The organism is Faecalibacterium sp. (genome assembly GCF_052358865.1).
Classification (GTDB): Bacteria; Bacillota; Clostridia; order Oscillospirales; family Ruminococcaceae; genus Faecalibacterium; species Faecalibacterium butyricigenerans.
Genome location: NZ_DAWCVJ010000004.1, coordinates 58,167 through 78,694, shown reverse-complemented (window position 1 = coordinate 78,694; position 20,528 = coordinate 58,167). Strand labels below are relative to the sequence as shown.

Annotated in this window: 16 protein-coding genes, 1 tRNA gene and 1 pseudogene; 1 reads left to right on the top strand and 17 read right to left on the bottom strand. The window is 58.8% G+C overall.

Translation table 11 applies throughout. The features are described 5' to 3' along the window. Positions 1-283 precede the first annotated feature (283 nt). The 16 genes and pseudogenes from ACT8X9_RS01660 to ACT8X9_RS01585 all read right to left on the bottom strand — a co-directional run bounded on the left by ACT8X9_RS01660 (position 284) and on the right by ACT8X9_RS01585 (position 18,194). Positions 284-994 carry a response regulator gene (locus ACT8X9_RS01660; RefSeq protein WP_005926942.1) on the bottom strand — a complete coding sequence of 237 codons (711 nt, stop codon included), beginning with the start codon at positions 992-994 and terminating at the stop codon, positions 284-286. Continuing rightward, entirely contained in the window at positions 987-2,960 is a 1,974-nt protein-coding gene (locus tag ACT8X9_RS01655; RefSeq protein WP_444267911.1) for a DUF4118 domain-containing protein, read from the bottom strand. Before ACT8X9_RS01655 ends, ACT8X9_RS01660 begins: the two co-directional genes overlap by 8 nt. Positions 2,961-3,149: 189 nt before the next feature. Beyond that, positions 3,150-3,797 carry a potassium channel family protein gene (locus ACT8X9_RS01650; RefSeq protein WP_444267910.1) on the bottom strand — a complete coding sequence of 216 codons (648 nt, stop codon included), beginning with the start codon at positions 3,795-3,797 and terminating at the stop codon, positions 3,150-3,152. An 11-nt stretch (positions 3,798-3,808) separates the two neighbouring features. After that, positions 3,809-5,146, bottom strand: coding sequence for a TrkH family potassium uptake protein (locus ACT8X9_RS01645; RefSeq protein WP_444267909.1), 1,338 nt, complete (start codon positions 5,144-5,146; stop codon positions 3,809-3,811). 166 nt (positions 5,147-5,312) lie between these two features. Next, positions 5,313-5,461, bottom strand: a pseudogene (locus ACT8X9_RS01640) (DUF6061 family protein). 152 nt (positions 5,462-5,613) lie between these two features. Next, positions 5,614-5,691: transfer RNA gene (locus tag ACT8X9_RS01635), tRNA-Pro, on the bottom strand. Positions 5,692-5,796: 105 nt separating this feature from the next. Then, the gene (locus tag ACT8X9_RS01630; protein ID WP_444267908.1) at positions 5,797-6,561 is read right to left on the bottom strand and encodes a ComF family protein; all 765 of its coding nucleotides are present in this window, start codon (positions 6,559-6,561) and stop codon (positions 5,797-5,799) included. Beyond that, the gene (locus tag ACT8X9_RS01625; protein ID WP_444267907.1) at positions 6,561-8,657 is read right to left on the bottom strand and encodes an S-layer homology domain-containing protein; all 2,097 of its coding nucleotides are present in this window, start codon (positions 8,655-8,657) and stop codon (positions 6,561-6,563) included. The genes ACT8X9_RS01630 and ACT8X9_RS01625 overlap by 1 nt, the downstream gene beginning before the upstream one ends. A 170-nt stretch (positions 8,658-8,827) precedes the next feature. After that, a complete protein-coding gene (locus ACT8X9_RS01620) occupies positions 8,828-10,030 on the bottom strand; it encodes an ABC transporter permease (RefSeq protein WP_249234459.1) in 1,203 nt (400 codons plus the stop codon). After that, positions 10,027-10,773, bottom strand: a complete 747-nt coding sequence (locus ACT8X9_RS01615) for an ABC transporter ATP-binding protein (RefSeq protein WP_444267906.1) — start codon at positions 10,771-10,773, stop codon at positions 10,027-10,029. The genes ACT8X9_RS01620 and ACT8X9_RS01615 overlap by 4 nt, the downstream gene beginning before the upstream one ends. An 11-nt stretch (positions 10,774-10,784) precedes the next feature. Then, a complete protein-coding gene (locus tag ACT8X9_RS01610; RefSeq protein WP_444267905.1) occupies positions 10,785-12,413 on the bottom strand; it encodes an HlyD family efflux transporter periplasmic adaptor subunit in 1,629 nt (542 codons plus the stop codon). A 211-nt stretch (positions 12,414-12,624) separates the two neighbouring features. Beyond that, on the bottom strand, positions 12,625-13,029 hold the full coding sequence (locus ACT8X9_RS01605) for a NusG domain II-containing protein (RefSeq protein WP_444267904.1): 405 nt from the start codon (positions 13,027-13,029) through the stop codon (positions 12,625-12,627). Further along, positions 13,026-14,936 (bottom strand): flavocytochrome c, encoded by a 1,911-nt coding sequence (locus tag ACT8X9_RS01600; protein ID WP_444267903.1) that lies wholly within the window; start codon positions 14,934-14,936, stop codon positions 13,026-13,028. The genes ACT8X9_RS01605 and ACT8X9_RS01600 overlap by 4 nt, the downstream gene beginning before the upstream one ends. A gap of 109 nt (positions 14,937-15,045) precedes the next feature. Beyond that, complete coding sequence (locus ACT8X9_RS01595) at positions 15,046-16,044, bottom strand: GGGtGRT protein (RefSeq protein WP_227619786.1); 999 nt, start codon at positions 16,042-16,044, stop codon at positions 15,046-15,048. A gap of 17 nt (positions 16,045-16,061) precedes the next feature. Next, a complete protein-coding gene (locus ACT8X9_RS01590) occupies positions 16,062-16,763 on the bottom strand; it encodes an iron-sulfur cluster assembly scaffold protein (protein WP_412589662.1) in 702 nt (233 codons plus the stop codon). Between the two features lie 219 nt (positions 16,764-16,982). Continuing rightward, complete coding sequence (locus ACT8X9_RS01585) at positions 16,983-18,194, bottom strand: MFS transporter (protein ID WP_444267902.1); 1,212 nt, start codon at positions 18,192-18,194, stop codon at positions 16,983-16,985. A gap of 348 nt (positions 18,195-18,542) precedes the next feature. Between ACT8X9_RS01585 and hisS the strand changes: the two genes are divergently transcribed. After that, positions 18,543-19,775 (top strand): histidine--tRNA ligase, encoded by a 1,233-nt coding sequence (gene hisS / locus ACT8X9_RS01580; RefSeq protein ID WP_444267901.1) that lies wholly within the window; start codon positions 18,543-18,545, stop codon positions 19,773-19,775. Between the two features lie 59 nt (positions 19,776-19,834). Here hisS and fsa read toward each other — a convergent pair whose 3' ends face one another. After that, positions 19,835-20,494 (bottom strand): fructose-6-phosphate aldolase, encoded by a 660-nt coding sequence (fsa, locus tag ACT8X9_RS01575; protein ID WP_249234454.1) that lies wholly within the window; start codon positions 20,492-20,494, stop codon positions 19,835-19,837. Positions 20,495-20,528 lie beyond the last annotated feature (34 nt).

The following is a 20,528-nucleotide window of genomic DNA, read 5'->3' as shown; positions in this document are numbered from 1 at the left end:
CCTCTGGATGAACTGGAAGCAAAAGAAAAGGCGTGACCGAAGTCACGCCAAATCTGCCCCATTGCGGGAACTTTTGCAAATACTGTTTTATGGGAACTCTGCTCTGGGGAACTCCCTGTTGTACATATCGCTATCGTCTGTGGCTTTAATCGCAAGTTTTACAAGCAGAGCAATTCTCAACGACCTGTTTGCGATATGCAATTCACGGTTGTTGTCAACGAATCGAATCGTGAATTGCGATGGCAGGGTGCGTCCTATTCAAGGGCGCACCCTATTTTTTTTACTATGCTTCATCATTTTCTGCGCGCAGCATCCGGTATCCGACACCAACATGGGTCTGGATCAGATGCGGCGCATCCGGGTATCGTTCCAATTTTTTGCGCAGGGATGCCATGTAAACTCGCAAGGAAGCAATGTCATTTTCCTGCGTACTGCCCCATACTTTCTGCGTGAGGGAGGTATGCGTCAGCACTTTGCCCACATTATGCGCCAGCACACACAGCAGCTTGTACTCGATAGGGGTCAAATGCAATTCATTCTCGCTCAACCAGACGCAGCCTGCCGAGAAGTCGATCTTCAAAGGACCATTGACAAAAACCGGGCTGTTTATACCGTCAGAAGCCAGCAGATTCAATCGGCGCTGCGTTACACGCAGTCTTGCCAGCAGCTCATCCACGGAAAACGGCTTTGTCAGATAATCGTCTGCGCCGTTGTCCAGTGCTTCAATCTTATCAGAATCTTCGCTCCGGGCACTCAGGACGATGATGGGCAGGTTCGACCATGTGCGGACGCTGCGGATGACCTCGATGCCGTCTATATCGGGCAGCCCAAGATCCAGCAGCATGATGTCCGGATTGTGGCTGGTAGTCATCATGATCGCCGTTTCTCCATTGGAAGCAGTCAGATATTTATAGCCGTGGGTCTTCAGGGTCGTTGTGATCAGACACCGTACAGGAACATCATCCTCTACGACCAGAATGGACGGCTTATTCATGAATATTCACCTCGCTTTGCGGCAGTGCAAAGGAAAAGACACTGCCATTGGGAATGTTGTCACGCAGGGTCAATGTTCCGCCGTGAGCCGTCAGGATCGCTCGGCAGAGGGGCAAACCCAATCCAAGGCTGCGGTGACTGTCCGCTATACGGCTCTGCCCGGTATAAAACATCTCGAACACCTGTGCTTTTGCGCGATCCGGAATGCCGGGACCGTTATCTGCAACGTCCACTACGACCTGATGGTCTTTCCGGTAAGCCGAAATCTGAATAACCGAGCCTACGGGGGTGTATTTGATGGCGTTATCCACCAGATTGACAACGACCTGCATGATCAGCCGTGCATCCACATTGACCAGGAGAATCTCGTCCCCATACTGTGTTGTGATGGTATGTTCGCAGCTTTTCCGGTTGACATGATGCAGTGCTTCTTCGATCATTTCGTCCATCAGCTGCGGCGAGATCTGCAGATTCATCCGCCCATCTTCAATGCGGGTGATGGAAAGCAGATTTTCCACCAGACCGATCAGCCATTGCGCATCGTCAAAAATATCGGTGCAGATCTTGTTCCGGGTCTCTGTATCCAGCGTTTCTCCGTTGGAAAGCAGATTGCTGGCATTGCCGGAAATGGAGGTCAGCGGGGTGCGCAGGTCATGGGAGATCGTGCGCAGCAGATTTGCCCGCAGCTCTTCATTCCTTGCCTGCAATGCAGCTTGCTCTTTTTCCAGCGCATTTCTGCGGTTTTCGATGGCCAGCGCACCTTCGCCCAGAATGGAAAGCAGCACACTGTTTTCAAAGGCATCCAGCGGTTTTTCGGACAGATCGATCCCAACCACTCCAAACACACCGCCCCCGGTCCGAAGTGCAAGATAAAGCCCCTTTGCGTCCGGGTAGCTATCCGTGCCTGCACCGGAACGCTTTTTGTTGGCAAACGTCCAGTTTGCTGCATCACGTTCTTCCGGTGCAGAAAAGATGTTTTGCGCCGTTTCCCCATCAACCCCAAAAAACTGTTCTGAACCAAGATCTCCGTTTTGTTCCGGGTAAACGATCAGGCTCCGGTTCAGCAGCTTCATCAACTGGGACGCTGTCTGAGAGAGGATTTCTTCCTCGCTTTTTGCTCTCTGTAAAAGCTGATTTGTATCAAACAGTATTTTTGTACGGAACGCTGCCTGCGCAGACATTTTTGCATGATCCTTCAGCCGCGTTGTCAGGGTGCAGGTAATGATTGCAGAGGTCAGCATCAGGGCAAATGTAACCTGATAACCGGGATCATACGCATGGAATGTCAGGTATGGCTCGGTCATGAAGAAATTGTACAATGCTACACTGGCAACGGACCCCAGCACACCGCAGGTGTAGCCGCTGGTACACAATGCGGTGAACAGCACCCCCAGCATATAGAGCATAATAATGTTATAACGCGCAAAGTCCAGTTGTAAGAAAAAGAAGCCGATGAGCGTGATGCAGCTCAGGATGCCTGCGGTGATCAGCAGATCACGGACAGACGGCAGAAGCGGACGGGTGAACAGCTTCCGTCCTGAACCGTAGCCGTTCTCTGCAGAAGCATCCGGGATGATATAAATATCCAGATTAGGCGCAGTCAGCGTCAATTTTTCAGTCAGTGACGGTCCACTCCAGAAATGGCGGCGATGTACGCTGGAGCGCCCCAGTACGATTTTTGTAATGCCGGAGATGCGGGCAAACTCTGCGATCTGCTGCGGAATGTCATCTCCGTAGATCGTAGAAATGTCGGCACCTGCCTGCTCTGCCATACGAATGTGCTGCTGCAAACGCCGACAGTCTTCTTTTCCCATCTGATCCGAGTCAGGCGTCCGGACATACAGAGCTGTAAAGGTCCCTCCAAAAGCCTTTGCCATCGTTGCTGCCGTCCGCACGATCTTTGCATTGGAGGGAGAAGACGACAGACACGCCAGAATATGTTCAGTGGGTGGGTTGTTCTGATTCATAAAGATCACCTGCCTTGCCCACAGTATAGCACAATTTGATGGTTACGACCACCAGCCACGTCTTTTTCCTTCTTGTCGAATGATCTCCTTCCGCATCTGATCCATCGCATCTGCTGCCCGGAAACCACTCAACATGACTCCAAGAACCATCAACAACAAAACGACATCCATATGATCTGTCCTATCTTTTTAGAGCCGGAAACACTTCTGAATCAATGCGTATTTCCCCAAAACCAGCATACTTTCATCCCGGCACAGCTGTGTATCCGGCGTGATGTTCATATCGAGTTTTCCGTCTTTTTTCAGCGCAAGAATGTTGATGTTATACTTTTTTCGGATATTGATCTCGCCGATCGTGCGATCCATCCATTCCGGCGGAATGGTCACTTCCATGATGGCGTGGTCGTCCTGCAGCTCGATATAATCCAGAATGTGTTCGGAGCTGTATCGGATCGCTGCCCACTTTGCCAGCTGCTTTTCCGGGTAGACCACTTCATCCGCACCGTTGCGCAGCAGAAACTTGGCTTGTACATCCCGCTCTGCACGCGAGACCACAAGCTTTGCGCCCAACTCCTTGAGCAGTGATGTTGTTTCCAGTGAGCTTTGAAAATTGCCGCCGATGGTTACGATACACACATCAAAATTGCCGACACCAAGGGAGCGCAGAAAGTATTCGCTGGTGCTGTCACCAATCTGTGCATTCGTCACATAGGAAAGCACGGCGTTCACACGGTCTTCGTTGTTGTCGATGGCCATGACCTGATGACCCAGCTCATTCAGTTCCTGCGCAATATGGCGGCCAAAACGGCCAAGCCCGATCAAAAGAATCGATTTCATACTTGTCTCCTTTACCCGATTGCAATCTTCTCCTGCGGCAGACGAGAGTGGGCAGGGCTGCTGCCAAATGCCGCATAGATCAACGTCAATCCGCCAACACGTCCCAAAAACATCAGTGCGATCAGTACCCCCTGCGAAAGGATGCCCAACTGCGGTGTGATACCCAATGTCAGACCTACTGTTGCCACAGCCGATGCGGTCTCATACAGACAGACCGACATCGGCAATTGCTCTGCCGCAGCAATGACAAAGGCTCCGAGGAAGAACAGCGTCAAATACATCCCTGCAATCGTGGCAGCATTCTTGACCGCGGAACCATCTATGCGCCGCCCGAAAAATTCGGCATCTTCTCTGCGGCGGAAGGTCGCCCACATATTGGCCAGCAGAACGGCAAATGTTGTGGTTTTCATGCCGCCTGCCGTAGAGCCGGGCGAACCGCCCAACAGCATCAGAACCACCATCAATGCCTGTGAAGTGCTGCCCATCGAAGCAAGATCGGCGGTGTTAAAACCGGCAGTACGGGGTGTAACGGATTGGAACATCGACAATAAAATGCGCTGCCGGGCAGAGCCTGCCGTGAACTCGAAGCAATAAAAGTACAGCGCCGGCAGTACCAGAAGAAACGCCGTTGTGACAAGGATCACCTTGCTCTGCATCCGATAACGGTGAAAATCAAGGCGATATGTACAAATGTCCTCCCATGTCAGAAAGCCAAGGCCGCCAAAGACGATCAGGGCCGCAATCACTGTGGTAAGCAATGGATTTCCTGCATACCGTGTCAGCGAAACAAATTTTGCACCCTCTGTTCCCAGCAGGTCAAAGCCGGCATTGCAGAACGCCGAAATGGAATGAAACAGTGCATACCAGATCCCGCGCAATCCATAATCGGCGCAAAATGTCGGCAGCAGCAGTGCAGCACCGGCCAGTTCAAACAGAGCGGTGATCCGCAGAATAAAGCCTGTCAGCCGCACGATGCCGCCCATCTGTGGGGCAGCGGTGGCTTCCTGCATCGTGCTGCGCTGCTTGAGGGAGATCTTTCGCCCGGAAAGCAGCGCAAAGGCAGCGCCCACCGTAATGACACCCAATCCTCCGATCTGGATCAGAAGAAGGATCACGCTCTGCCCGAATGCCGACCAGTAGCTGCCGGTATCCTGAACCACAAGCCCGGTCACGCAAAGGGCAGAGGTGGAAGTAAACAGCGCCTCATGGAACGGTGTAACGCACCGCTGCTGTGCAGCGATCGGAAGCATCAGAAGCAATGCGCCCACCAGATCAACTGCCGCAAAACCTGCAATAATGACCTGAAAAGAAGAAAAACGGTGCTGCCTGTAACGAGGATATTGAATCATAAAAGCTCCTTTACCTATCCGTGTGCATAAAGATTAGCATGGAATAGATAAAGGAGCCGTAAAGAAAATTGTAGAAGTATAAAGATTCCATTAAAATTAATCGATCGACACCAAATAACAAATGCTGGACATTACCAGTTAAAAAACAGTAATATCCAGCATTCATTTAGATTTCTAGTCCATGGCTTCCAGCCATATTCTTCAAATATTCCTCCGGGTCGCCATTCAGAATCAAATCCGCATAACCCAGCGGGTCAGCAGCTCCACGCAGCCGGTGTCCATGTTGAAATGGCAGGCTCTTTCATCGTACTTCATGTTCGTATCCTCCTAAAATCATATTGTGGCTTATATCGGTCAATCTATGATTTCGGATTTCATCTTCCACGGATACCTGTATTGAACTTTCCGAAGAAAACAAATAATCCGAACCCATCCCCTATCGGAAACAAGTTCGGATTATTTTTGTTTGGTCCGAGTGGCGAGAATCGAACTCACGGCCTCTTGAACCCCATTCAAGCGCGCTACCAAAACTGCGCTACACCCGGATATTTGTTGTGGCTCATCGCTCACAGCTCCATTAGTATACCCGTTGCAGGCCGTTTTGTCAAGCACTTTTTGCAATTTTCTTCAATTTTTTCTGGATTTTTCGCTCATGCTTCGGAAGCATTCGATGCTGCGTCCATTTCTCCGCCTGACGCAGCCAGTGCCACCGCAAAGACGCTGTGTGCGCCTGCATCCAAGAGGGCCTGCGCACAGGCTGCGGCTGTCGCGCCGGTAGTGATGACGTCATCCACCAGCAGCACCCGCTTCCCTTCCACAAGCTCCGGCTCCTGCGCACGAAACGCGCCTGCCACATTCACCAGACGTTCCTCCAGCGAAAGCCCAGCCTGATGGCGTCCGGCCCGAGCGCGGCAGAGCGCCTTCGGCAGCAGCGGAAGCCCCAGTGCATAAGACAGCGGCCGGGCCATCCGTTCCGGCACGTTGTAGCCGCGCCGGCGGCTGCTGGCAGGCACCGGGATGATGCAGTCATACCCGACTGCAGCGCCCGCCACAGGGCCGGGCACCGGCTCGGCAAAGTGCATCTCGACCTTTGCGCCGAACAGCCGGGCGGTCATCTCTACGCCCAGCTCCACCGCCGTCCAGCTCTCCCCCTCGTATTTGGCGCGGAGGATAGCGTCCCGGACGACGCCCTCATACCGGTAGGGCGCGGCGGCCCCTTCCAGCCTGCCCAGATAGTGGCTGGCCCGGGCCAGCCGCATAGTCGGGCTGCGGCGCAGCTCCTCCAGACGGGGCATACACGCCTCACAGCGCAGCAGCGTCCCCAATACCTCGCGGCAGTAGGGACACCGCCGCGGGAGAAGCAGTTGGCGCGCCTGACGGCCCAGCCGCGCGGGGCGGCTGTAATAGCCCGGCATCAATCCTTCTTGACCGCGACGATGATGCGCACCTTCTTGCCGGCGGCGCAGCCGAAGTTGTCGTACCAGCCGGTGAGGTAGTAGTCATCGGAGTTCACCGAGGTGAGCTTGGTGTAGTAATACTGGCCCTTGTACCACAGATAGACCTGCGCGTCGTCGGCCATCTCAAACCGCTCCCCGTTGGAGGAGAGGACGCTGGCTGCGCCCACCTTGTCGATTTTCATGGGCATCAGCTGCACCATGTTGCGGACTGAGCCGGTGGTCTCCTGACAGACCGCAATGCCGCCTGCCAGAACCGGATACTTGATGGAGGTGCTCAGGCTGACCTGCTGGCCGCCGACGTAGCCGATGTAGGTCGCGCCGCTGCCGATGAAGTTGAAGATCTGACTGAAGGGCGTGCCCGTGATCTGGGCGATCTGCTGGAAACCGAGGCTCAGCAGGGCACCGGTATTGCTGGTGAGGCGCTCCCACGCCGTGCTGAGGATGTCGCCGGAGATGACGCCCCAGAGGATCTCGGTGGTGGTGGGCACCATGATGCTCTTCACCTGACTGACGACCGCATCGGTGTCGATGGTGCCGTCGCCCGGCTCAGCCTTGATGGCGCTGAGGAGGGTGCTGTAGTTGGTAGCAACATTTTTCACGTCATCCAACACACCGTAATACCACAGGTCACCGGTAACGTCGTTCAGGATGAGCTTATCGATCTGGCCCTGCGGATTGGTGGTGTAGTAGCGGACATCGGAAGCATCTAACTTTACCCCCGATAGGCGGCTGGGACGAACCGTCCCAGCCACACCCCCTGTACTCGTATCCAGTATCTGCACGTCGTCTGCAAGGGCCATATCGCCCAGTGCGGTGGCGTTCTCGTTCACGACGCCATTGACGGAGCACTCCGAGATCTTCTCCACGCTCTCGCCGTCGGCGTTGACCTTTACCTCCACCAGCCAGCCGGTGGGAAAGTTCAGACTTTTGTCCACATTCACGGTGCGGGCGATGCCATCCGTGCACATGACCTTGACGGTCTGGAGCACATCGGCGCTGTTGTCCTCGTCGATGAGGTTGCGGGAAGCCGACTGCACCACGCCGTAAAAGACCTCATCGGCCTCCTCGCCGGTGACGATGCCTGCGGCCACATTGTTCATACCCAGCAGCAGCGTCACGATCTGGCCCACGCCGCCGCCGTTGAGGGAAGACACCTGCGAAGCGATGGCCGTGCTGCCCAGCGTATAGGAGGTGCCTGCCACCGTGATGGATGTGGGTGCACTGGCCGAGGGCGACACCTCGGTGATGCGGCCTGCGGCGCGGCGGGTGTAGACCCACAGGGTCTTGAGGCTCTCGCTGTAGTAATAGACGTCGTACTTGTTCAGCTCGGCAGAGTCAGACACCTTATCGTTGCGGTAGACGCTGGCGGGCACGAAGGGCAGCACCGTGCTCTCTGAGGCGACAAAGGGACCCTGCAGGCTGCTGAGCAGGACGGTGGAGCCGTCCACCTGACCGTCGCTCACCGTAAAGCCCAGCGTCGTGCCGTAGGCCGAGCCGCTGGCGTTGTTGGCGGTGAGGGCATTGTAGAGCAGGATGGCGCAGTCCTCGTAGTTCATCGCCTCGCCCTGACGGCGGTCAAGACCGCTGCGCAGGCCGATCTCGCTGGCCTTGTTGAGCTGAGCGTTAGGGAACGCGCCGCTCAGGTCGGTCATCTTATAGCCCATCAGCTTGAGGACGGCAGTGCAGGCTTCTTCCAGCGTGACGGCGTTGTCCGGGCGGAAGCTGCCGTCGGTGTAGCCGTTCATCCAGCCCTGCTGCACCGCGATGCGGACATAGGGTGCCCATGCCGAGGTGCCGGGCAGGTCGGTGTAAAGGGTGCCCACGGCCCCCTGAGAGGAGACGCTCTCCCGGAAGGTGGAGTAGGATGTGAGCATCTTGGCGAATGCGCCGCGGGTCACGGCTGCGTTCAGAGCGCCGGACTGATCCGCGTCCATAGCACCCAGCGTGATGGCAAACTGGACGGCGGTGTTATTGCCCGCAGCCGACGCCGGCGCAGCCAGCATCGACACCGCGATGCTGAGCGCCAGCAGAAATGCGAGAAGACGTTTTTTCATGGTGGTTACTCCTTGTAGAAATCAGCGCGAAGCCTCTCCCTTTGGGAGAGGTGGCGAGCGAATGCGAGACGGAGAGGGCAAGCCGCCTGACCAAGGCAAGCATCCTTGCCCTCTCAGTCACCTTCGGTGACAGCTCTCCCAAAGGGAGAGCCTTTCGCATTCCGGGGAGATCAATCATACCGCAGCGCGTCGATGGGGTTGAGCCGCGCTGCACGCTTTGCGGGCAGATAGCCGAACAGCACACCGATGAACACCGAGATGCCGAAGGCCGCCGCGATGGAGTTGAAGGACGGGCTGACCGTGACGTCCATGCCGTCGGTGAACATAGGAAGCACCTGATTGGCGATGGCCGACACGATATAGCCGAGGATGATGCCCAGCGTGCCGCCGAGGGCCGAAGTGGTGGCTGCCTCGGTGACGAACTGGGCCAGAATGGTCCTTTCCTTCGCGCCCATCGCCTTGCGGATGCCGATCTCGCGGGTGCGCTCGGTGACAGACACCAGCATGATGTTCATGATGCCGATGCCGCCCACCAGCAGCGAGATACTGGCGATGCCGGTAAGGATGACGATGACCATGTTGATCATCTTGTTCATCTCTTCCAGCCACTCGCTGGCGCTGTAGACATAGTAGGCACTGTCGCTCTTGAAGATGTCATACAGCCCCTGCTCCACCGCAGCCTTGGCCTCGTTGGCCTGACTCTCGTCCACCATGATGGCGGAGTAGGAGTCCGGCGAACTTTCGTTGGAAAGGCGCATGGCCGTGGTGTAGGGCAGGTAGACGGCATCGTCGTCGCTGCCCTCCTGCTGGTCGGGATTGGAGATCTTGGCCTTCAGCACGCCCACGATGCGGAACTTGTACGCGCCGAGCTTGATGGTCTGGCCCACCGCATTGCCGCCGTAGGCCGTACGGTTGATGTAATCGCCGATGACGCAGATCTGCTTGTTGTCTGCGATGTCCATATACTGGATGTTCCGGCCCTTGGCGAGGGTGTAGCCCTTCGACTCGATGTAGTTCTCATCCACGCCGTACACCGTACCGTAACGGTAGCGCGTCGTGCCCACCTTGGGGGTGTTATCGCTGAAATCCAGCTCCGGTGAGATGGAGGAAAGCAGTTCGGGGTTCTTTTTGACGATGTTGTACAGATCATCCACCGTCGCAGTGCGGGAACCATAGCCCCATATCTGGATGGAGAGGGTGCTGGTGCCCATTGCGGAAAAGCTGTCCCGCATACTTCTGGTCATGCCGTTGCCCAGACCGACGATGACGATGACCGCCATAACGCCGATGATGATGCCCAGCATGGTCAGGAAGGTGCGCAGCTTGTTGCTCCAGACGTTTTGCAGCGCCTGACGGAAAGTTTCAAGGATCATTTGGCTGCCTCCTGTGCCGGTTCGGCGGACATGGTGGGCTGCACGATGGCCTCGGGCGCGTGGGCGTCGCCGTCATACACCACCTGCCCATCCTCCAGACGGATGATTCGCTCCGCCTGCACGGCGATGGAATTGTCGTGGGTGATGAGCACCACAGTATGGCCCTCTTTATGGAGCTGCTGAAGCATCCCGATGACCTCGCGGCCGGTGTGGGAGTCCAGAGCACCGGTCGGCTCATCGGCAAGGATGACCGCCGGGTTGCGCACCAGAGCACGGGCGATGGAAACGCGCTGCTGCTGGCCGCCGGAGAGCTGGTTGGGCAGGTTCTTGAGCTTGTCGCCCAGTCCCACCTTTTCCAGCACATCCTTGGCCAGCTTGTGGCGCTCGGCGCGGGAGATGTTGGCGTAGACCAGCGGCACTTCCACGTTTTCCAGAAGGTTCAGCCGGGGCAGAAGGTTGTACTGCTGGAAGATGAAGCCCAGCATCTCGTTGCGGACATCCGCCAGCTCGTCCCGGTTCATCTTGCCCACGTCCCGGCCATTGAGCCGGTAGACGCCGTGGGTGGGTACATCCAGACAGCCGATGATGTTCATGCAGGTGGACTTGCCCGAGCCGGACTGGCCCACAATGGCCACGAATTCCCCCTTCTCGATCTTCATCGAGATGTGGTCGGCAGCTTTCACCAGCGTGTCGCCCATCTGATAATACTTACACACCTGATCAAATTCGATAAGAGCGCTCATGGGCCACCTCCTTACCAGATACTGTCGCTGTCGCTGTAATAGTCATCCGACACAGAGCTGGTATCGTAGGCCACCGTGTCGTCCTCCTGCAGACCGCTCTTGATCTGGGTGTAGCTGTCGTCGCTGACGCCGGTCTCGACCTTGACGTAGACATAGCCCTCCGGAGCGTCCATGTCCTCCACAGCGTTGGCCGCGCTGGGCGATTTTTTCGTCACCAGCACATAGCCGCCGCGGATGACAGCGGCGTTGGGCACAACGAGGGCGTTGCTGGCCTCTGCCACGACGATCTCTGCGTTGGCGTTCATGCCGGGGCGCAGGCCGTCGGTCTCATCGATGCGGATGGTGATGGGGTAGGTGGTGGTGCCGCCGCTGGAGCTGCCCTTCATGGACACGCGGGTCACGGTGCCCACATAGGTCTTGTCGGTGACGGCGTCGGCGGTCAGCTGGACCTTCTGGCCCACGGAGAGGGAGCTGATCTGCAGCTCGTCCACGTTGATGACCATTTCCAGATAGTTCAGGTCATAGATGACGCAGAGGGTGCTGCCAGAGGTGAGGGCCTCGCCCTGCTGTGCGTCCTTCTCGATGATGGTGCCGCTGATGGGCGAGGTGATGATGTAGTTGGACATGGTATCCTGCTGGTTCTGCATCGAGATCTCGGCGCTGCGCAGGGCCTCAGAAGCAGACTGGATGGATTCGGTCAGGTCGTCGCCCGACAGCTCGATGAGGATGTCGCCCTTGGTGACGTCGTCGCCCTCCTGCACATTGATGGAGGAGACCGTACCGGCAGCGGGAGCGGTCAGGGTGCGCTCTGCCTGATAGGCAAAGGTCGCGGAGGCGATGGAGCTGACGCCGTTGACGTTGGCAGTCGCCGCCTGTGCGGTGGTCAGACCGCCTGCATTGTTGACGCGGATGGTGACGGTGCGCACCAGCAGGTTTCCGGTGCTCAGCTCATCGGTACCGGTGACGGCGGTGATGGTGCCCTTCAGACTCTCGAAGGTGCCGTCCAGCACCACGTCGGCGCTCTGGCCCACCGAGAAGTTGGCGGCGTCGGCTGCGGGGAACTGCAGGCTCAGCATCATCTTGGAGCTGTCGCGGATGACCGCCACCTCCTGACCGCTGCTCACCTCGTCGCCCTTGGCGACCTTGAGGCTGCTGACGGTGCCGTCCACCTCAGCGTGGACAAACTGACGGTCTACGGTCTTGTCGTAGCTGCGCTGGGCCTGCTGCAGGGCGATGCTGGCCTTTTCCAGATTGGTGGAAGCGTCCGAGCTGTCGATGGTGTAGAGCACATCGCCCTCCTCCACCTTGTCGCCCTCCTCAATATTGCTGGTGAGGATCTTGCCGTCCACCAGCGACTTGACGGTATAGGTATTGGCCGGGTTCAGGGTGCCGGTGCCGCTCAGGGAGTTGGAGACATCCTGACGGGTGGGGGTCGTCTCGGTGTAGGTCACATCACGGCTCGCAGCGCCCCTGCTGCCGCCGCCCACGACCAGCACGACGGCCACCACCAGCACGACAGCCAGCGGGGCAAGCCATTTCCAGTTTTTCTTGGCGAATGCGGCTGCGCCGGACGAGGTCTTTGCCTCCGGCGCCTCCCCAGCGGACTGGTTTGCTGCATCCTTTTTCTTTTTCCAGATCATGCTTTTCCTCCTATGGTAGGCAAATGGGCATACGATCCCCTTTGCACAAAAAATCTGTTATTGGTAGTGTATCGCATTTCGCCGAAATACACAAGCGTCCAAATTTCATTTCACCCATTATTTACAAAATATCTGGTCATTTTTGCGCAAAAAAAGACACCCGCAAGGCTCTTTGCAGAGTCTTGCGGGTGTCTTCATTCCTTTTGCCCGGTCAGGATGCTGTGTCGGCCTCGCTCTGCGGGGCCAGCTGCACATACACCCCGGCAGGGACACAAGCCGCCCATGCGCCCTCCCCGCTCAGCCAGCCAAACTGCTCACAGACATGGTCCGGACACTGGCTGTCCTGAAACGCAACCGCGCCGTCTTTCACCTGTAGATGGACGACATAGCCGCCCACCTCGTACAGGTAATCGTAGTCCTTGTCCAGTGGCAGCACCTCGGTGATGCCGTCGCCGAAATCCACGACTGCTTCCAGCGGCTCGGCCTTGCTGCGGGAACGCAGCAGCCAGAACAGCAGGGCTGCGGCCGCCAGAACGACGGCGGCGAAGAGGAGGTTCGCCTTCCAGCTCAGGCGCTTTCCGCCTTTGGCCGGTTCAGGCTGCTTGCGGATGCTCATGCAGCGTAGTCGCTGGCAGCAGCACCGGCGATGCGGCCAAAGACGGTAAAGTCGGCCACAGCGTTGCCGCCCAGACGGTTTGCACCGTGGACGCCGCCAGTCACCTCACCGGCTGCGAACAGGCCCGGGATGACCTCGCCGTTCTCGTTCAGCACCTCGGTGTTGGGGTTGATCTTCAGACCGCCCATGGTGTGGTGGACGCCGGCAGTGACCTTGATGGCATAGTAGGGAGCGGTGTTCAGGGGGTTGGCGAAGCTGGTGCGGCCAAAGTCGGGGTCGTTCTTTGTCTCCACATAGCCGTTCCAGTTGTTCATGGTCTCAGCGAGAGCAGCCTCATCGACGCCCATGGCCTTGGCCAGCTCCTCGTAGGTAGCACCGGTGACGGTGTAGCCCTTCTTGATGTAGCCCTGAATGACGCTGGAGTTGTCGACCATCGCCTGATCGACGACCAGCCAGCTGTAGCTGCCGGTCTGAGCGATCTCAGCAGCAGAGACAACGTCGCGGGTGCCGACCTCGTCGATGAAGCGCTTGCCCTCGGCGTTGATGAGGACCGCGCCGTCGCCGCGCAGACCCTCGGTGATGAGGGCAGCGGTGTTGGCCTCAACGGTGGGGTGGATCTGGATCTGGTCCATGTCCACGGTAGCAGCGCCGATGGCCTCTGCCATCTCGATGCCCTGACCCTGGATGCCGGCGGCGTTGGTGGTCATGAAGCCCTTCAGCTCAGGCTTGTACTTGACGACCATATCGAGGTTTGCGCCGAAGCCGCCGGTGGTCAGCACCACAGCCTTGGCGTTCACAGTGACGGTCTCGCCGGTAGAACCGGTGGCCTTGACGCCCACGGCAGCGCCGTTGGCATCGGTCAGGATCTCGTTGGCGGTGGTGTTCAGCAGGATCTGAACGCCAGCCTTCTTACAGTTCTCCTCCAGCAGGGGGATCATGTAGGAACCGACGGAGACGACCTTGCCCTCGTCGTTCACGGGGCGATGGATGCGCTTGACGGATGCGCCGCCGAAGCTGGAGACGTTGTGCAGGGTGATGCCGTGCTCGTCCAGCCAGTCGATGGCGTCAGCAGAGTTTGCGCACAGGGTCTCGACCAGAGCAGGGTCGTTGATGCCCTTGCCGCCGATCATGGTATCCAGCTCCATCAGCTCGACCGAGTCGAAGTAGCCGGTGGGGTTGGCCTGATAGGCAGCCCACTGCTCGGAGACGGTCTTTGCCAGAGCGGTGATGGTCTCGTTGTCAGCGTACTTTTCGGCAGCGGTCTTCAGGGTCTTTTCGACACCGGCAGACTCGCCGAACTCGTTCTCATCCTGATACACGGTCTTGCCGGCGTTCATGCCGCCGGTAGCGCGCACAGAGTTGCCGCCCACCATAGGCTGGCTCTCGAGGATGACGACGCTCTTGCCCTCACCGGCAGCGGTGATGGCAGCGGTCATGCCTGCGCCGCCTGCACCCACGATGACAACGTCAGCGTCAACGGTGGAGTCCTCGGCCTTGGTCTCGTCGGCCTTGACCTCGATCTTATAGTCGTCAGCGTTCAGGCCGGCGGCAGTCAGAGCAGCGGCTGCCGCCTCCTTGATGGCGTTAGAGGTGATGGTCGCGGTGGACACGCCGTCCACGGCGATGCTGCCGGTCTCAGCGATCTGAGCGGGCAGCTGCTCCAGTGCCAGCGTACCGATGCCGGGGGTCTCATCCTTGCCCTCAGCGGTGCAGTCGGTGATCTTGCCGTCTTCCAGCGTCAGGGTAACGGTAACGTCGCCGCCCATGCCCTTGGCAGTGCCGATGAAATCGCCGGACACCCCTGCGGAGGTAGACTTCGTGCCGCAGCCATAGCCGAACAGGCTGACTGCGATGACAGCCGCCATCGCCAGTGCAGACACGCTCTTCTTGATCTGAGCTTTCTTCATGTTTTTCCTTCCTTGTTTGCTTCATGGTTTGTTGGTGTGAACATATATCAGCATAAAAAGGGGGCTGCTCTTTTACAAGCAGCCCCCTCTGCCGAACTTAGAAAATGGCTCAGGCGTTGGCCTGTGCAGCAGCGACAGCGCAGGCGACGGTAGCGCCGACCATCGGGTTGTTGCCCATGCCGATGAGGCCCATCATCTCGACGTGTGCAGGCACAGAAGAAGAACCTGCGAACTGAGCATCGCCGTGGACGCGGCCCAGCGAGTCGGTCAGGCCGTAGCTGGCGGGGCCGGCTGCGACGTTATCGGGGTGCAGGGTACGGCCCGTGCCGCCGCCGGAAGCGACGGAGAAGTACTTCTTGCCGTTCTCGTTGGCCCACTTCTTATAGGTGCCGGCGACCAGATGCTGGAAGCGGACGGGGTTGGTGGAGTTGCCGGTGATGGAGCACTGGACGTCCTCCTTCTTCATGATGGCAACGCCCTCCATGACATCGTTTGCGCCGTAGCACTTGACGGCTGCGCGCTCACCCTCGGAGAAGGGGATCTCCTTGACGACCTTCAGGGTCTGGGTGGGGATGTCGTACTCGGTCTGCACATAGGTGAAGCCGTTGATGCGGGAGATGATGTAAGCGGCATCCTTGCCCAGACCGTTCAGGATGACGCGCAGGGGGGTCTTGCGGACCTTGTTTGCGGTGCGGGCGATGCCGATGGCACCCTCAGCAGCGGCGAAGGACTCGTGGCCTGCGAGGAAAGCGAAGCAGGTGGTGTCCTCGCTCAGCAGACGAGCGCCCAGATTGCCGTGGCCCAGACCGACCTGACGCTGCTCAGCGACAGAGCCGGGGATAGTGAAAGCTTCCAGACCTTCGCCGATGGCGGCTGCACACTCGGCAGCATCGGTCAGGCCGCGCTTGACAGCGATGGCGGTGCCCAGCGTGTAGGCCCAGACAGCGTTATCAAAGCAGATGGGCTGCACACCGCGGACGATCTTATCGCAGTCGATGCCCTTAGCGAGGAGCATCTCGTTGCAGGCGTCCAGAGACTCGAGGCCGTTGGCCTTCAGGCATGCCTCGATCTTCGGCATGCGGCGATCCATAGATTCAAAAGTTGCCATGAGTTGTTCCTCCTCTCTTATTCCTCACGCGGGTCGATGTACTTGACGGCGCCCTGCTCCTTGCTGAAGCGGCCGTAGGTACCCACGTTCTTCTCGTAAGCCTCGTTGGGGGTCTTGCCGTGACGGATGTCCTCCATCATCTTGCCCAGCTTGACGAACTGATAGCCGATGACCTCATCGTTGGAATCGAGAGCCAGCTTGTTGATGTAGCCCTCGGTCAGCTCCAGATAGCGGACGCCCTTCTCCTTGGTGGAGAAGATGGTGCCGGTCATGGAGCGCAGGCCCTTGCCCAGGTCGTCCAGACCTGCGCCGATGGGCAGACCGTCCTCAGAGAAAGCGGTCTGGCTGCGGCCGTAGACGATCTGGAGGAACAGCTCGCGCATTGCCACGTTGATGGCGTCGCAGACGAGGTCGGTGTTCAGAGCTTCCAGAATGGTCTTGCCGGGCAGGATCTCGCCTGCCATAGCAGCGGAGTGGGTCATGCCGGAGCAGCCGATGGTCTCCACCAGAGCTTCCTCGATGACGCCGTTCTTGATGTTCAGAGACAGCTTGCAGGTACCCTGCTGAGGTGCACACCAGCCCACACCGTGGGTGTAGCCGCTGATGTCCTTGATCTCATAGGCCTTGACCCATGCGCCCTCCTCGGGGATGGGAGCCGGACCATGCTTAGGACCTTTGGTGATCGGGCACATATTCTGTACTTGCTGCGAATAGGTCATAATCATACTCTCCTTTTGACAAATTGATGTCACACGGCCGGGGCTTCTCTCCCCTGCCGCCTTGCATTGACCGGGCTGCGCCGCTCTCTTTTCAGCGCTCCTCCCGGTACTACCACGCACAATTTTATTATAGAGGACGACGGCGCAATTTGCAAGCTATTTCTGACAAATTTTTCGCAATCTTTTTGTTATTTTCGTTTTTCCTCGAAAGAGCGTTTCTCAGTTCGGCTTCTTCGGGCGCTCTGGCTGCACCGGCGTGACGGCCCAGATACAGGCAAAGCCTGCCGCCGCACCCGCGATGGCGAGGACGTGCCTCCCCGGCCCAAAGCCCCAGAAATTGGCGATAAACGGGAACAAAAGGCTTCCTACACTCTGTCCCAGCGCCAGAAAGCCATAGTTCACTCCGGCGTGGGGCAGGCCGAACAGGTCGGTGGAGAGGGCGGGCAGCACTGCCGCCAGCGCCGAGTAGCAGAAGGTCAGCCCTGCGTACACCCCTACGACGGCCCATCCACGGGCTGACCAGAACACCACCGAAAGCCCCAGCGACGCGCCGAAGAGGATGAGGTCGGTCGGCCGCCGGCCGATCTTGTCGCTGAGCAGGGGCATCAGCAGCCGCCCGGCCGCGCTGCCCACGCTGCCCAGCACCACGGCCCAGAGGGCGGCGCTCTCGTCCAGCCCCCGCTCCATGCCCAGCTTCAGGATGATGGGGCTGAACAGCAGCACTGCCGGGGTGGAAAAGCAGACCGCTCCGGCGCAGAGCCAGTACTGGTGTGTGCCCAGCATCTGCCGGGGCGAGAGGTCGAGGGACGGTGCAGCGTCCTCCTTTCCCTGCCCGCCGGGCCGGGGCTTTTCCGGCGGCGGGTCGGTGAGGAGGGCGCTCCCCGCAAGGCAGACCGGCAGGGTCAGCGCCCCCAGCGCCCAGAAGGCCCCTCGTATCCCCTGCACCGGCCCGAAGCCCCGCAGCGCCGTGCGGACGAAGACGGTGAGGAAGGCACCGCTCAGGCCCACCGCGCCCCCGATGACGCCGGTGGCAAGGCCCTTCCGCCCCCGATACCACTTCTGGGCGCAGGACTGGATGGACGGGTAGAGGAAGGCCGTGCCGAGGCCCGCCGGGATGCTGAACACCCCAAAAAAGAAGCTTTCCTTCCCGGCCGGGAGGGCCGCCGCCCCAAAGAATCCGCCGCAGAGCAGCCCCGTCCCCCAGAGGGCCGCAAAGCGAGGCCCTCGCTTGTCCTGCAAAAATCCCCCGATGACGCATCCGACGCCGAAGGCCGCGATGAGCACCCCGAACGCATAGCCCGCCCCCTGCTCACTGAGTCCGTATTCCTCCATGACCGGCTTCTGGAACACGCCCCACGCAGCGGGCAGGCCGGTCAGCACCTGTATCGCCGCCCCTGCCGCCAGGATGGCCCAAGGTCTTGTTTTCTGCATTCTTTGCATCACCTCAAAGAATAGTGTGTCCTTTTCGATTGACAAAAAGACAGTATTCTTTATAATTAGAAGGGTATTATATAGCAATTCAACTTTTTAATGCAACAGCAACAGCGTTGAATTGCATATCGCAAATATGCTGTTTGAATGTTGCACTAATTTCTTGACTTGCGATAAAAATCATCTCTCATGTCGCGCTGTCGTGTGTCCTGACCGCAGGGCACTCCCGTTTCTGGTTCAAGTAAGCCTGTGCGTCCCGCGCAGGCCTTGCCGACACGCCAGTGGCTCCCCCTTTGGGGGAGCTGTCGCGTCAGCGACTGAGAGGGCTATAAAGAGAGGACATACACTATGAAAACTCAGGCCTTAAAAGGGATGCGCGACCTTCTGCCCAACGAGCAGACCCTGCGCGACTACATTCAGGGCAAGATCCTTGAGACTTACCGCGCATCCGGCTTCGAGCGCATCTCCACCCCCATGCTGGAGGATATGGAGAACCTCGACAAGTCCGACGGCGGCGACAACCTGAACCTCATCTTCAAGGTGCTCAAGCGGGGCGACAAGCTCACCGCTGCCCTGAACTCCGGCGACCCGAAAGAGCTTTCGGATATGGGCCTGCGCTATGACCTGACCCTGCCCCTGAGCCGCTTCTACGCCGCCAACAAGGACAAGCTCCCCCACCCCTTCAAGGTCATCCAGACCGACCGCGTCTTCCGCGCCGAGCGCCCCCAGAAGGGCCGTCTGCGTGAATTCGTCCAGTGCGACATCGACATTCTGGGCGACGAAAGCCCCAACGCCGAGGTCGAGCTGATCGACGTGACCACCCGCGCCCTGCTGGGCATCGGCTTCGACGGCTTCACCGTCAACATCAACGACCGCCGCATCCTCCGCGGGATGCTGGAGAGCATGGGCTTTGCCGCCGACACGCTGGACTCCGTCTGCATCACCTTCGACAAGATGGATAAGATCGGTGCCGACGGCGTCAAGGCCGAACTGCTGGAAAAGCAGCTGCCCGAGAGCGCTGTCAACGCACTGGCCGACTTCATCGCCGCCGGTGAGGTGACGCTGGACGCCGTGGCCTCCCGCTGCGCCGACCCCGCCATCGCCGACGACCTGAAGTATGTCCTCGCCACCGCCAACGTCATGGCCGCAGGCCGCTATCAGGTGGCCTACTGCCCCAGCCTCGTGCGCGGTCAGGGCTACTACACCGGCATGGTCTTCGAGATCACCTGCCCGCAGTTCAGCGGCGCAGTCGCCGGCGGCGGACGCTACGACAACATGGTGGGCAAGTTCCTCGGCACGCAGGTGCCCGCCGTCGGCTTCTCCATCGGCTTCGAGCGGGTCTGCGGCATCCTGCTCGAGCAGGGCTACCAGATCCCCGGCGCAAAGCAGAAGATCGCCCTGCTCTACGGCAGGGACGCCGACTTCACCGCCGTCCTGAGCCGGGCCGCCACCCTCCGCGAGACGTACAACGTCACCGTCCTGCCGCAGGGCAAGAAGCTCGGCAAGCAGCTGGGCCAGCTGGAAGCAGCCGGCTTTGCGGGTGCCGCCTTTATGGACAAGGACGAAGTGAAGATCTTCTGATCATCCCGGATACAGCAAAAGCGGCAGGCCGTCGGGCCTGCCGCTTTTTTGTTTTGCTCTTATGCGCCGAAGACGGCGGTATAGTCTGCCTTGAATTTCTCGATGCCCTGATCGGTGAGGGGGTGCTTGGTCATCTGCTCAATGACCTTGTAGGGCACGGTGGCGATGTCCGCACCGGCCAGCGCACACTCGGTGATATGGATGGGGTTGCGGACAGAGGCCGCAATGATCTGCGTATGGATGTCCGGGTAGTTGGCGAAGATCTCGCTGATGGTGCGGACAAGGTCGATGCCCGGCTGGCTGATGTCATCAAGACGGCCAAGGAAGGGGCTGACGTAGGCCGCACCGGCCCGTGCAGCCAGCAGGGCCTGATTGGCCGAGAAGATGAGGGTGCAGTTGGTGGGGATGCCCTTGGCGCTCAGGGCCTTGATGGCCTTGAGGCCCTCCACGGTCATGGGGATCTTGACGACCATGTGCTTGGGGTCGAGGGCATAGATGGCCTCTCCCTCCTTCACCATCGTCTCCGCATCAGTGGTGGTGGCCTTCACCTCGCCGGAGATGGGGCCGTCCACGATGGAGGCGATCTCCGCCAGCGTCTTGGCGTAGTCCTTGTGCTCCTTTGCGATGAGGCTGGGGTTGGTGGTGACGCCCGAAATGACGCCCATATCATTGGCCTTGCGGATCTCGTCCACATTTGCGGTATCGATAAAGAATTTCATACAGGTCCTCCCTTCGTTCTTCGTGAGAACATTT